Raw genomic sequence first — 12,861 nt, 5'->3', positions numbered from 1 at the left:
AGAACCCAAAACGCGGCGCATGAGGCCGGCCGAACGCGATGCCCTTTAGGGCTGCGACTCAGGCCGAGCTGGACCGCTTATTCGTCGCACACCTTCGCCAGCATCACGGGCGCCCTGCATATAACCGCGTGGCGAGGCTCCCAGCATGCGCTTGAACATGGTGATGAACGCCGGCACGCTGTCATAGCCGAGATCGAGCGCCACCCTCGTGATCGGCTCGCCGTCGGCCAGCCGTGGCAACGCCGCGAACAGGCAGGCCTGCTGACGCCAGGTCGACAGCGACAATCCGGTCTGGCGGTGGAACGCGCGGGTGAAAGAGCGGCGGCTCATGCCGACGATGGCGGCCCACTCGTCGATCGTCGCATGCGGTGACGGTGCCGAGACGAAGCGCCGGCACAGCGCCGCCAGCCTTGCATCGGACGGGAACGGAAGGCCGAGCGGCCGTTCCGGCAGGTTCGGGATTTCGTGCAACAGGAGCTTCATGATCAGTCCGCCCCGCCCCTCCAGCTCGGCGCCTTGCGGCAGCTTTTCCGATTCCACGATCAGGCTGTGCATCAGGTCAGTGATGCCGACGACGCGCAACCCGTCCGGCAGCCCCAGAATGGCCTCCGGCATCACATAGACGGACCGCATGCTGACGTCGCCCAGCATCTCGACGGAATGTTCGGTGCCGGCGGGGATCCACATGGCGTGGTCGGGGGGCACCATCCAGCGCCCATGCCGCGTCGTCACCAGCACGACACCGACCAGCGCGTGCAGCAACTGGCTGCGGCTATGATGGTGCCGTGGCACGTGATAGCCGTCCGGATATTCGGTCGGCAGCGCCACCGCCGGCCCGACGGCCTGCTCCAGCCATTGCCAGCGACGCTCGTGCAACAGGCCGAGATCGGTATCGCCCGCTCTGAACATTTCCCTGCCATGCGGCATCAGCTATGGCCCACTTGCGAAACTATTGGACCAAACCACGAAAGAAGTCGCGTGACAAGCAACGTATAAGGCAGCCGGCCCATAAGACCGCCCTGCGGGAGCGCCCGCCAAAAGACCACGGAGCCTGCCTTGACCGATACCACAGCAACCGCCGACGCCAAGCCGGCAGCGGCCAGCCACATTTCAGCTCAGGCGACGGCCTTCACCGTCATCCTGGCGGTGAGCTTCTGCCACTGCATCAACGACATCATGCAGTCGTTGCTGTCGGCGATCTATCCGCTGCTGAAGGACAATTACGGCCTCGATTTCTGGCAGATCGGCCTTTTGACTTTCACCTTCCAGGTGACGGCATCCTTGCTGCAGCCGGTGATCGGCATGATTACCGACAAGCGGCCGATGCCCTATTCGCTGCCCTACGGCATGGCCTCTTCGCTGATCGGCCTGGTCGTGCTGGCCTATGCGGGACACTACACGCTGCTCCTCATCGGTGCCTCGCTGATCGGCATCGGCTCGGCGATCTTCCACCCGGAATCCTCGCGCATCGCGCGCTTCGCCTCCGGCGGCAGGTTCGGTCTGGCACAGTCGCTGTTCCAGGTCGGCGGCAATTTCGGCCAGGCGATGGGGCCGCTGCTGGCAGCCTTCATCGTCGTGCCCTTCGGCCAGACCAGCATCGCGTGGTTTGCCGGCAGCTCACTGATCGGCATAATCGTGCTGTGGCAGGTCGGCGGCTGGTACAGCCGCCTGCGTGCCGCGCAGAGCACCCGCAAGGCGGCAGGCTTCGTCTCGCCCTTCCCCCGCCGCAAGGTGATGGGCGCGCTGCTGGTGCTTACCTTGCTGGTGCTGACGAAGAACGCCTACATCGCCAGCCTGTCCAGCTACTACACCTTCTATGCCATCCATAAATTCGGCGTTTCAGTGCAGATGTCGCAGGTCATGCTGTTCCTGTTCCTCGGCGCCTCGGCCCTTGGCATCCTGCTCGGCGGCCCGTTCGGCGACCGCTACGGGCAGAAGGCGATGATCTGGTTCTCGATAGTCGGCGTGCTGCCCTTCACCCTGGCCTTGCCCTACGCCAATTTCGAGTGGACGATGGTTCTCACCGTGCTGATCGGCCTGATCCTGTCCTCGGCCTTCTCGAATATCGTCGTCTTCGCCCAGGAACTGGTGCCCGGCCGGGTCGGCATGATCGCCGGTATTTTTTTCGGCTTCGCCTTCGGCATGGGCGGCATCGCGGCCGCCGTGCTTGGCGTCGTCGCCGACATGAAAGGCATCGATTTCGTCTTCCAGGTCTGCTCGTATTTGCCGCTGCTCGGGCTGCTGACGGTCCTCCTGCCTAACATGAAGGAAGCGAGGAATGTGGAGGCGGCGGCCAGCTAAAAATCAGTTCATCTTTCGGAATTGATACGAGGGCGCGGCAGTTGCCGCGCCCTCGATGATTCTTTCACCACACGCCGGGTGAAAAGCCTGTTAGAGAGGGTCCACCCCTGAAGGCAAAATTTTGGTCAGCAACGCCTTCAAGTTGAACATACCGGGCTCAGCCCTGATGCTTCGCAGCGCTCCGCGCCAGGAAAGGCAATTCGCTGATGTCCAGACTAAAAGGCAAGGCCGCATTGATTACCGGCGGCACCAGCGGCATCGGCCTGGTGACGGCGCGACGTTTCATCGAGGAAGGTGCGCGCGTCGCTATCACCGGAACCAATGCGAGCCGTCTCGAGGAGGCGCGCACCATCCTCGGCAGTGATGTGCTTGTCATTGCCGCCGACGCCGGAGATGCTGCTGCCCAGAACGACATAGCGCGGCGGATCGAGGAAACCTTCGGCAAGCTCGACGCTCTCTTCCTCAATGCCGGTATCGCCGACCTGCGCCCGCTTGGCGACTGGACCGAGGCCGCGTTTGACAGGAGCATCGATGTCGACCTCAAGGGGCCGTATTTCCTGGTCAAGGCGCTCGTTCCGCTGTTTTCGAACCCGTCCTCGATCATCCTCAGCGGCTCGGTCAACGCACATATGGGAATGGCTGGAACGCACGTCTATGCGCTGGCCAAGGCCGGCATGATTTCGCTCGCCCGGACGCTCTCGGGCGAACTGATAGAACGCGGTATTCGCGCCAATGTGATCAGCCCGGGTCCGATCGACACGCCGCTCAACGATAAACTTGGGCTGGACCCCGAAGCGGCGAAGGCGCGCGCGAAAGCTGTGGTCGGCCTGGTGCCTGCCCGTCGTTTCGGAACCGCCGAGGAAATTGCCAACGCAGTGGTCTTTCTTGCTTCGGACGAATGCCCGTTCATGGTCGGTGCGGAAATGCTGATCGATGGCGGCTTGAGCATCGCCTGACATCGGCACAAGCTGACACAAGAACACCCGGGTGTTTTTTTGTTACGTTCTGAAAGGCCTTACGCCCTGAAGAAAGGCCAGCAGGTCGGCGTTGATGGCATCGGCAGGGGTGGTCGCCATGCCATGGGGGAAACCCTTGTAGACCTGCCTGCCATGACTGTCAGCCATGACTTGCACCCTTTCCCACCTTCGGCTATAGAGCCGCCACCCGCGTAGACACCCTTGGAGGCAACGCGGCGGAAGGCTGCCTTCCCTTGTGATCCCGAACAAAGGTCCGCTTGCTTATGCGGCTGCCGGCTTTCGGATATGCAGGCCCGGCGGCTTTCGACGTTTACGGCCCAGCCACGCTGACCGCGAACGCTCCAGAACAACGCGAAAGGAAATGCCATGAGCCACGATACTTACGAGCTCAAGGCCGAAGCGCGCGAACAGGTCGGTAAGGGGTCCGCCCGTGCAGTTCGCCGCAACGGTAAAGTGCCTGCAGTGATTTACGGCGACAAGCAGCCTCCCCTGGCGATTGCGCTGACCTACAAGGACATCTACTACAAGATCCATGGCGGCGGGTTTCTGACCACGGTCGCCACGATCGATGTCGACGGCAACAAGATCCAGGTTCTGCCCAAGGATTTCCAGCTCGACCCGGTCAAGGATTTCCCTGTCCATGTCGATTTCCTGCGCATCGGCAAGGATACCGAAGTCAACGTCGATGTGCCCGTGCACTTCATCAATGAAGACAAGTCGCCCGGCATCAAGCGCGGCGGCGTGCTCAACATCGTGCGCCACGAGGTCGAGTTCCACTGCCCAGCCAATGCGATCCCGGATTTCATCACCATCGATCTCACCGGCACGGATATCGGCGATTCGATCCACATTTCGGCCGTCACCTTGCCGGCCGGCGTCAAGCCGGTGATCTCCGACCGCGACTTCACCATCGCGACCATTGCCGGCTCCTCGGCGATGAAGCCGGAGGCCGCGGAAGAGACGACTGAAGCGGCTGCGCCCGAAGCGGCTCCTGCCGCCGAAGAGAAGTAACTCCTTCCCGCCCGGAGGCGACGATGCTTGTCTTTGCAGGCCTCGGCAATCCGGGCGCGAAATACGCCAACAACCGGCACAATGTCGGCTTCATGGCGGCGGACGCGATCGCCCGCCGCCATTCCTTTTCGCCCTGGTCGAAGAAATTCCAGGGTCTGATCGCCGAAGGCACGCTTGCCGGCGAAAAGGTGATCCTGATCAAGCCGCAGACCTTCATGAACCTGTCCGGCCAGTCGATCGGCGAAGCCTTGCGCTTCTACAAGCTCGGCCCTTCGGCGCTGACTGTCTTCTATGACGAGATCGACCTTGCCGCCGGCAAGGTGCGGGTCAAGGTCGGTGGCGGTTCCGGCGGCCACAACGGTATCCGCTCGCTCGACCAGCACGTCGGCAAGGATTTTCGCCGTGTGCGCATCGGCGTCGGCCACCCCGGCGTGAAGGAAATGGTGCATGGCCATGTGCTCGGCGATTTCGCCAAGGCAGACCGCGAATGGCTGGACGTGCTGCTCGACGCAATCGCCGACGGTGCGGGATTGCTTGCCAAGGGCGACGACAATTCGTTCATGAACCGCGTGACGCTGGCCCTGCGCGACAAGCTCACGCCGACGGGCGACGACGATCGCCCGCCGCCCAAGGCGCCAAAGGCGCAAAGCCACGTCCGCCAGGCGCGGCCGCAGCAGCCGGCGCCCAAGCTGCCCGAAACCGGCCCGATGGCGGCCATGCTGAAGAAGCTTTTTGGCGGCAAGGACTGAGCCATGGATCTGGATGACGTTCAGGAATTGGTCCGCCTCATCAGACAGAAGTATGTTGATTATTTCGTCGCTGCTGCCGGCGAACTTGCTCGCAACAGCCAAGGGTCGCATGCAACCGAGATCAAGTTTTCGAATGTCGATTCGTTCTATCGAAATCTCATCGCGGTTGATTTCGTCGGCAATGACGGACAGCCAAATCCGCAATTCATCAACAGCGAAACCTATGTGAAATTCTCTCCGGATATTCACGCCGGGATTGGTGGAGTGGATGTCCTCGTCTCACCGTTCAAGTGGGACGAGGTTCATTTCAAATTCCCCGTAAATGAGCTCGACGGCGATCTCTTCGACGAATGGTTTCGCGGCTGGTTCGATATCGATGGCGAGCGTGAAACATCGGAGACCGTCGGAAACATCATTCACAGTGTGCAATTGCTCGACGGGCAACTGACCATTGATTTCGGAACCGCCGAGGTCGACGCGTTCTGGCATCTCCTGCAAATACTGAGCAGGTCCGGCGTTCGTTCGTTGGCGATAGGCACCGATGACATCGCGCAGCGTCTGAATTGAATTGCGCCTTGACGATCATCGGCGCTTTCGCCCATAGCCCTGATCAAATTTCGATTTCCCGATAGGACCAGACAAAATGGGTTTCAAATGCGGCATCGTTGGCTTGCCCAATGTCGGCAAGTCGACGCTCTTCAATGCGTTGACCAGGACGGCGGCGGCGCAGGCCGCCAATTATCCGTTCTGCACCATCGAACCGAATACCGGCGAGGTGGCGGTGCCCGACCCGCGCCTGCAGAAGATCGCCGCGATCGGCAAGTCGAAGGAGATCATCCCGACCCGCATCTCGTTCGTCGACATTGCCGGCCTGGTGCGTGGCGCCTCGAAAGGCGAGGGGCTTGGCAACCAATTCCTCGCCAACATCCGTGAGGTCGACGCCATCGTCCATGTGCTGCGCTGCTTCGAGGATGACGACATCACCCATGTCGAGGGCCGCATCGATCCTGTCGCCGATGCCGAGACCGTTGAGACCGAATTGATGCTTGCCGACCTCGACAGCCTCGAGCGCCGCATCGTGCAGATCCGCAAGCGTGCCGCCGGCAAGGACAAGGAAGCAGCGACCGTACTTCCGATGATGGAAGCGGCGTTTGAACTGCTGCAGGCCGGCAAGCCCGCCCGTATCCTGCTCAACGGCATCTCGGCCGAGGACCTGCGCATCCTGCAGGGGCTGAACCTGTTGACGTCTCACCCCGTGCTCTATGTCTGCAACGTCGCGGAAGCCGATGCCGCTACCGGCAACGCGCATACCAGGGCGGTCGAGAAGATGGCCGCCGCGCAAGGCGCCCGCACCGTCGTGATTTCAGCGGCGATCGAAGCCGAGGTCGCCCAGCTCTCGGACGAAGAGGAGATGGAATTTCTCTCCTCGCTTGGGCTCGACGAGCCGGGCCTGAACAAGGTCATCCGCGCCGGCTACGAGCTGCTGCAGCTCATTACCTATTTTACCGTCGGGCCGAAGGAGACACGCGCCTGGACCGTTCACAAGGGTGCCAAGGCGCCGCAGGCGGCAGGCGTCATCCACACCGATTTCGAGCGCGGCTTCATCCGCGCCCAGACCATCGCCTATGACGACTTCGTCAGGCTGGGCGGCGAAGTGGCGGCCAAGGAGGCCGGCAAGGCGCGCGACGAAGGCAAGGAGTATGTCGTCCAGGACGGTGACATCATGCTGTTCAAGTTCAACACCTGACCCGGCGAGGGAGCCCCGTGGCGACCATTGCCGTCGCTCGATGACAAACTTCAAGCAGGGTGTCGCAGTGCCTCTTGCGCTGCTTGACGGGCAGTCGTGCGGGGTCTAAGGGGCCTCTGCACCGGCCTCGCGCCTCACCTGCCCGTGTCCGTGCGATCTGACTGACGCGCCCCTCCAAACGAACGCTCTTTGGCAACAGCAAGGGAGACCCGGCGATGATCAAGGCCTTCGTCGTCGACAATGATCGCCTGCGCCTGGTCGACGATCTCCTGCAAAACAGCGACACTGTCGTCTGGGTCGATCTCTTCAACCCGACAAAGGAAGAAGAGACGACAATCGAGACCTGGCTCGGCATCGCCGTTCCGACCCGCGAAGAGATGGAAGAGATCGAGATCTCGAGCCGTCTCTACGTCGAGGACGGCGCCTACTTCATGACCGCCATTCTGCCTGCCCAGACCGAGGTGGACGATCCGTTGATGTCGCCGGTTACCTTCGTGCTCGCCGGCAGCAGGCTGATCACCGTGCGGTACCACGAACCGAAGGCGTTCAAGACCTTTCCGCTGCGCGCCGAGAAGGTGGCTACCGGCTGCACCAGCGGCGACACCATCCTGATCGGACTGCTGGAGGCGATCGTCGACCGCCTCGCCGACATTCTGGAGCGCGCCGGCCGCGACGTCGAGGTGATCTCGCGCGACATCTTCGAGGCACGCTCGACCAAGGTTTCCAAGCGCAACCGCGACTTCCAGGAACTGTTGAAAGGCATTGGCCGCAAAGAGGACCTCGCCTCCTCGATCCGCGACAGCCTAATCTCGCTGCAGCGCCTTGCCGGGTTTCTCGCCCATGCCTCCACGCAAACCAGGATGAGCAAGGATACCCGCGCCCGCATCAAGACCTTGTCGCGCGACGTGCTGTCGCTCGCCGACCACGCCACGTTCCTGTCGCAGAAGATCAGCTTCCTGCTCGACGCGACGCTCGGCATGATTTCGATCGAGCAGAACGCCATCATCAAGATCTTCTCCGTCGCCGCGGTCATCTTCCTGCCGCCGACGCTTGTCGCCTCGATCTACGGCATGAATTTCGATATCATCCCCGAGCTCAAATGGCACTTTGGTTATCCCTTCGCCATTGGCATGATGGTGCTTTCGGCAATCCTGCCCTTCTGGTATTTCCGCCGCCGCGGCTGGCTGTAGGGTCATCAATACCTCCGCTGCGGCTTGGGCGCAGCGGGCTGGCGCAGTAGAAATTGCTTGACCAAATGCCGCCCTGCCTGCATCCGGGAGCCCGACCTGTAGCGATCGTACAATCCTGAACAGGATTTCCAGACCATGACCGCAAAGACCTGGGCTTATGAGGATTTTGTCGAGGGCGCTTCGCTCGACCTCGGCACCAAGCTGGTAAGCGCCGCCGAAATCATAGAATTCGCCGGCGAGTTCGACGCCCAGCCGATGCATCTCGACGAGGCCGCGGGCAAGGCCAGTATCCTCGGCGGGCTGGCTGCCTCGGGCTGGCACACCTGCGCCATGTTCATGCGTATGCTGTGCGATGCCTTCCTGCTCGATTCGACCTCCCAGGGCGCGCCGGGCGTCGACCAGGTCAAATGGAAACGACCGGTCCTGGCCGGCGACCTGTTGAGCGGCAGCACCACCGTCCTTGCCAAGCGACTGTCCAGATCGAAGCCCCGGCTTGGCCTTGTGACCATGCGCAGCGAGTTGTTCAACCAGCGCGGCGAAGGTGTTTTCGAGCTCGAAAACACCGTCATGTTCCTCACCCGCGAGGGCAGTGCGTGAGCCTCGACGAATTCTTCTGCATCGGTATCACCGTTACGCTTGGCTCGCATCGATTCGAACCGGAGGCGATCAAGGCGTTCGCCCGCAAATACGACCCGCAGATATTCCATGTCGACGAGGAGGCGGCGAAGAACAGCATATTCGGCGGGCTCTGCGCCTCGGGCTGGCACACCGCCGCCACTTGGATGAAATTGAACCTCGAAGCCGGCATGGAGGCAAAGGTCGCCCGCTGGCCCGGCCCTGGACCGGTGCCGGAATTCGGCCCCTCACCCGGCTTCAAGAACCTCAAATGGCTCAAACCTGTCTATGCCGGGGAAACCGTGACTTTCACCCGCACCGCACTGGCCCATCGCCCCATTGCCTCGCGACCGGGCTGGCGGCTGCTGACGCTCCGCTCAGAGGCCTTCGATTCGACCGGCGACAAGGTCATCGAATTCGAAAGTGCCGTGCTGGTGAAGGTGGAATGAGCGGAGTTCTTCCCTTCTCCCACATGTGGAGAAGGAAGAAACGCTCAATGCCCCTCAAACCCGATCAGCGTCCTCACCGGCACGCCGAGCGCCTCTAACCTCTCTCGGCCGCCAAGATCCGGCAGGTCGATGACGAAGCAGGCGGCGACGATGTCGGCGCCGATCTGCCGCAATAGCTTGACGGCTGCCTCGGCCGTGCCGCCGGTGGCGATCAAATCGTCGACGACGATTACCTTCTCGCCTGGAGAAACACCGTCCTTGTGCATCTCCATCTCGTCCAGCCCGTATTCCAGGCTGTAGGCGACGCGTACAGTCTCGTAAGGCAGCTTGCCCTTCTTGCGGATCGGCACGAAGCCGGCCGAGAGCTGGTGGGCGATGGCGCCGCCGAGGATGAAGCCGCGCGCCTCGATGCCGGCGATCTTGTCGATCTTCAGGCCGGCATAGGGATGCACCAGTTCGTCGATGGCGCGGCGGAAGGCCCGCGCATTGCCGAGCAGCGTGGTGATGTCGCGAAACAGGATGCCCGGCTTGGGATAATCCGGAATGGTGCGGATCGCGGCAAGCAGCGTCTCTTCGAGCGAGGATTTCATCAGGCGGCTCTCCGGGCCATTCAGATTCGGCTGAAGACGTGAAGGGAATTGGCCAATCGTAACCCGGTGCAGCTAAGTCCGGCTACCGCCATGTGACGCCTGACGGAAAATTGTCCGGCAAAGGGCCTGCTCTGCGCCGGCAGCGATGAATCGACATGCCTGCAATGAAAAGGGCGCCTTTCGACGCCCTCGCATTCTCGTATATCGCAGGGTTCAGTGCAGCACGCCGGCCCACACCTTGCGCTTGGTCAGGTAGACCAGCGCACCGAACAGCAGCAGGAAGACCAGTACGCGAAAGCCAGTCTTCTTGCGATCCTCGAGGTGTGGCTCGGCCGCCCACATCAGGAAGGCCGACACGTCCCGCGAATATTGATCGACCGTCTGCGGCGCGCCGTCATCATAGGTGACCTGGCCGTCGGAGAGCGGCTTCGGCATCTTCAGCGACACGCCGGACAGGAAGTACGGATTGTAGTGCGTGCCTTCCGGTATGACCATGCCCGCCGGCGGTTGCTGGTCGTAGCCGGTCAGCAGCGAGTGGATGTAGTCGGGACCGCCCTGGGCATACTGGGTAAAGATATCGAAGACGAAGCGCGGGAAGCCGCGCTCGACGCCGCGCGCCTTGGCCAACAATGACATGTCGGGCGGCGCTGCGCCGCCATTTGCCGCCGCTGCCGCTTCGACATTGGGGAATGGTGCCGGGAAATGGTCGGACGGCTTGCCGGGACGATCGAACATGTCGCCGGCATCGTTCGGGCCGTCATGGATCGTATATTCGGCCGCCAGCGTCTTGATCTGCGCGTCCGAATAGCCAAGGCCTTCCAGCGTACGGAACGCCACCAAATTCATCGAATGGCAGGCCGAGCAGACTTCCTTGTAGACCTTCAGCCCGCGCTGCAGCTGGGCCTTGTCGTAGGTGCCGAATGGCCCGGCGAAACTCCAGTCCATTTCCTTCGGTTCGTGTATCGGGAAATGCGTCGGCGCCGCCTCATTGTGCGCCTCTTCCTGGGCGTTGGCTCCAGTGCCCGCGACCCCAAGGCCCGCGGCCACAAGCCCAAGCAGCGCCAGCGAGGTGAGAATCTTCTTCATGCCAAATCCCCTTGAGATTCTCTGACGCGCTGTCACCGTCTCGAGCATGACCTTGTCCGAGTACCGGTTTCCACTTTTCGCAATCATGCTCAGCCCTTGGTTTCCGGCGCGGCCGTGGCGCCGGCAGGATGTCCACCGCCGCCCTTGTTCTTCTCGAGCACTGCCTCGGTAATCGAATTCGGCAGCCGCCGCGGCTTTTCGATCAGCCCGAGCACCGGGAGCGCTACCAGGAAGAAGGCGAAGTAGAACAGCGTCGCCATCTGCGCCATGAACACATAGCTGCCCTCGGCCGGCTGCGAGCCCAGCCAGCCCAGCAGGATGGAGTCGGCTACGAACAGCCAGAAGAACAGCTTGTACCAGGGCCGGTAGACCGCCGAGCGCACCTTTGAGGTGTCGAGCCACGGCACCAGGAACAGCATGACGATCGCCCCGAAAAGGCAGAGCACGCCGCCGAGTTTGGAGTTGATCGGCCCGATATTGAAGGTGATGGCGCGCAGGATCGCGTAGAACGGCAGGAAGTACCATTCCGGCACGATGTGGGCCGGCGTCTTCAGCGGGTTGGCCACGGTGTAATTGTCCGGATGGCCGAGATAGTTCGGCAGGTAGAACACAAAATAGGCGAAGACGAACAGGAACACGATCATGCCGAACCCGTCCTTGATGGTCGCGTAAGGCGTGAAGGCGAGCGTGTCGGTCTTCGATTTGACCTCGATGCCGGTGGGATTGTTCTGGCCGACGACATGAAGTGCCCAGATGTGCAGCACGACGACGCCGGCGATCATGAACGGCAAAAGGTAATGCAGCGCAAAGAAGCGGTTCAGCGTCGGATTGTCGACCGCGAAGCCGCCGAGCAGAAGCTGCTGGATCCAGTCGCCAACCAGCGGTATGGCGGTGAAGAAGCCGGTGATAACGGTAGCGCCCCAGAACGACATCTGTCCCCAAGGCAGCACATAGCCCATGAACCCGGTCGCCATCATCAGCAGGTAGATGATGCAGCCGAGGATCCACAGCAGCTCGCGCGGCGCCTTATAGGAGCCGTAGTAGAGTCCGCGGAAAATATGGATGTAGACGGCGATGAAGAAGAACGACGCGCCGTTCGAATGCATGTAGCGCAGCAGCCAGCCGGAATTCACGTCGCGCATGATCTTCTCGACCGAATCGAAGGCGAGGGTGCTGTCGGCTGCGTAGTGCATGGCCAGCACGATACCGGTCAGGATCTGCGCCGCCAGCATTAGCGCGAGGATGCCGCCGAAGGTCCAGGCATAGTTTAGATTGCGCGGCACCGGATAGGCGATGAAGCTGTCATAGACCAGTCGCGGCAGCGGCATGCGCGAATCGAACCAGCGTCCGATGCCGGTCTTGGGCGTATAGGTCGAGTGTCCCTCGCTCATGGAAATATCCCCTGCCTCAGCCGATACGGATCTTGGTGTCGGAAACGAATTGGAACACCGGTACTGCCATGTTCTCCGGCGCCGGCCCCTTCCGGATGCGGCCGGCAGTATCGTATACGGAACCGTGGCATGGGCAGAACCAGCCGCCGAAATCGCCTTCCTGGCCGAGCGGGATGCAGCCAAGATGGGTGCAGACCTGTACCATCACCATCCAGGCTTCCTTGCCCGGCGTGGTTCGGTTGGCATCGGTTGCCGGCGCGTCGGCCGGCAGGTTGGCATTGCGGGCGATTGGATCCTTGAGCTCGGCGAGATTGACCGCCTCGGCTTCCTTCATCTCTTTTTCGGTGCGGTTGCGCACGACAACCGGCTTGCCGCGCCACTTCACGACGAGCGACATTCCCGGCGTCAGCGAGGAGACGTCGACCTCGACCGAGGCGAGCGCCAGTGTCGAGGCATCCGGACGCATCTGGTCGATGAACGGCCAGGCGACGGCGCCCGCGCCGACCACCGCGGCCATGCCGGTGGCAACGTAGAGAAAATCACGACGGTTGGGATCCTGGGTGTCGGTTGCGCTCACGGGTGCCTGATCCTTTCGCCTCTTCCGTGCCGGCGGCCGAGCCTTGTTCCCGCTCAATCGCGCCGGCCCGACAGCGCATGGCGAACAGGCTAGCGAATTCCTCCGGCATTTGGGACTTGGGTTTATGCGTGAAGCCTGTTTTTGTCCAGACGGGTGAAGGCACAAGGGCAGATTGTCG

Annotated in this window: 15 protein-coding genes; 9 read left to right on the top strand and 6 right to left on the bottom strand. The window is 61.9% G+C overall.

What is annotated here, in order from left to right; all coding sequences use genetic code 11:
• Positions 1–45: 45 nt before the first annotated feature.
• Positions 46–927 carry an AraC family transcriptional regulator gene (locus tag NKI19_RS02250; RefSeq protein ID WP_352489003.1) on the bottom strand — a complete coding sequence of 294 codons (882 nt, stop codon included), beginning with the start codon at positions 925–927 and terminating at the stop codon, positions 46–48.
• 129 nt (positions 928–1,056) lie between these two features.
• Between NKI19_RS02250 and NKI19_RS02245 the strand changes: the two genes are divergently transcribed.
• Both NKI19_RS02245 and NKI19_RS02240 read left to right on the top strand, forming a co-directional pair.
• Positions 1,057–2,301, top strand: a complete 1,245-nt coding sequence (locus tag NKI19_RS02245; protein WP_352565776.1) for an MFS transporter — start codon at positions 1,057–1,059, stop codon at positions 2,299–2,301.
• A 206-nt stretch (positions 2,302–2,507) separates the two neighbouring features.
• Positions 2,508–3,257, top strand: a complete 750-nt coding sequence (locus NKI19_RS02240) for an SDR family oxidoreductase (protein WP_352456918.1) — start codon at positions 2,508–2,510, stop codon at positions 3,255–3,257.
• A 42-nt stretch (positions 3,258–3,299) separates the two neighbouring features.
• Here NKI19_RS02240 and NKI19_RS02235 read toward each other — a convergent pair whose 3' ends face one another.
• Positions 3,300–3,425 carry a hypothetical protein gene (locus NKI19_RS02235; protein ID WP_352565818.1) on the bottom strand — a complete coding sequence of 42 codons (126 nt, stop codon included), beginning with the start codon at positions 3,423–3,425 and terminating at the stop codon, positions 3,300–3,302.
• 219 nt (positions 3,426–3,644) lie between these two features.
• On the opposite strand from NKI19_RS02235, the gene NKI19_RS02230 reads away from it, so the two are divergent.
• The 7 genes from NKI19_RS02230 (at position 3,645) to NKI19_RS02200 (ending at position 9,039) form a co-directional block, all read left to right on the top strand.
• Complete coding sequence (locus NKI19_RS02230) at positions 3,645–4,289, top strand: 50S ribosomal protein L25/general stress protein Ctc (protein WP_352489001.1); 645 nt, start codon at positions 3,645–3,647, stop codon at positions 4,287–4,289.
• A 23-nt stretch (positions 4,290–4,312) separates the two neighbouring features.
• Positions 4,313–5,038: an aminoacyl-tRNA hydrolase gene (pth, locus tag NKI19_RS02225; protein ID WP_352489000.1), complete on the top strand. Its 726-nt coding sequence runs from the start codon at positions 4,313–4,315 to the stop codon at positions 5,036–5,038.
• Between the two features lie 3 nt (positions 5,039–5,041).
• Positions 5,042–5,605, top strand: coding sequence for a hypothetical protein (locus tag NKI19_RS02220; protein WP_352488999.1), 564 nt, complete (start codon positions 5,042–5,044; stop codon positions 5,603–5,605).
• Positions 5,606–5,681: 76 nt separating this feature from the next.
• Positions 5,682–6,785 (top strand): redox-regulated ATPase YchF, encoded by a 1,104-nt coding sequence (ychF, locus tag NKI19_RS02215; RefSeq protein ID WP_352488998.1) that lies wholly within the window; start codon positions 5,682–5,684, stop codon positions 6,783–6,785.
• Positions 6,786–7,000: 215 nt separating this feature from the next.
• The gene (gene corA / locus NKI19_RS02210; RefSeq protein ID WP_352488997.1) at positions 7,001–7,975 is read left to right on the top strand and encodes a magnesium/cobalt transporter CorA; all 975 of its coding nucleotides are present in this window, start codon (positions 7,001–7,003) and stop codon (positions 7,973–7,975) included.
• A 135-nt stretch (positions 7,976–8,110) separates the two neighbouring features.
• On the top strand, positions 8,111–8,572 hold the full coding sequence (locus NKI19_RS02205; protein ID WP_352466830.1) for a MaoC family dehydratase: 462 nt from the start codon (positions 8,111–8,113) through the stop codon (positions 8,570–8,572).
• Positions 8,569–9,039 carry a MaoC family dehydratase gene (locus NKI19_RS02200; protein WP_352488996.1) on the top strand — a complete coding sequence of 157 codons (471 nt, stop codon included), beginning with the start codon at positions 8,569–8,571 and terminating at the stop codon, positions 9,037–9,039. The genes NKI19_RS02205 and NKI19_RS02200 overlap by 4 nt, the downstream gene beginning before the upstream one ends.
• Positions 9,040–9,083: 44 nt before the next feature.
• Here NKI19_RS02200 and NKI19_RS02195 read toward each other — a convergent pair whose 3' ends face one another.
• The 4 genes from NKI19_RS02195 to petA form a co-directional block, all read right to left on the bottom strand.
• Positions 9,084–9,629, bottom strand: a complete 546-nt coding sequence (locus NKI19_RS02195) for an adenine phosphoribosyltransferase (protein ID WP_352488995.1) — start codon at positions 9,627–9,629, stop codon at positions 9,084–9,086.
• Positions 9,630–9,842: 213 nt separating this feature from the next.
• Positions 9,843–10,715: a cytochrome c1 gene (locus NKI19_RS02190; RefSeq protein WP_352488994.1), complete on the bottom strand. Its 873-nt coding sequence runs from the start codon at positions 10,713–10,715 to the stop codon at positions 9,843–9,845.
• Positions 10,716–10,804: 89 nt separating this feature from the next.
• Positions 10,805–12,106 (bottom strand): cytochrome b, encoded by a 1,302-nt coding sequence (locus NKI19_RS02185; protein WP_352488993.1) that lies wholly within the window; start codon positions 12,104–12,106, stop codon positions 10,805–10,807.
• 16 nt (positions 12,107–12,122) lie between these two features.
• Positions 12,123–12,683 carry a ubiquinol-cytochrome c reductase iron-sulfur subunit gene (gene petA, locus NKI19_RS02180; protein ID WP_352488992.1) on the bottom strand — a complete coding sequence of 187 codons (561 nt, stop codon included), beginning with the start codon at positions 12,681–12,683 and terminating at the stop codon, positions 12,123–12,125.
• Positions 12,684–12,861 lie beyond the last annotated feature (178 nt).

This window comes from Mesorhizobium sp. M0751 (assembly GCF_040320265.1).
Lineage (GTDB): Bacteria > Pseudomonadota > Alphaproteobacteria > Rhizobiales > Rhizobiaceae > Mesorhizobium.
Note: the sequence above shows the minus strand (reverse complement) of the source record. Positions and strands in the feature narration are given on the sequence as shown.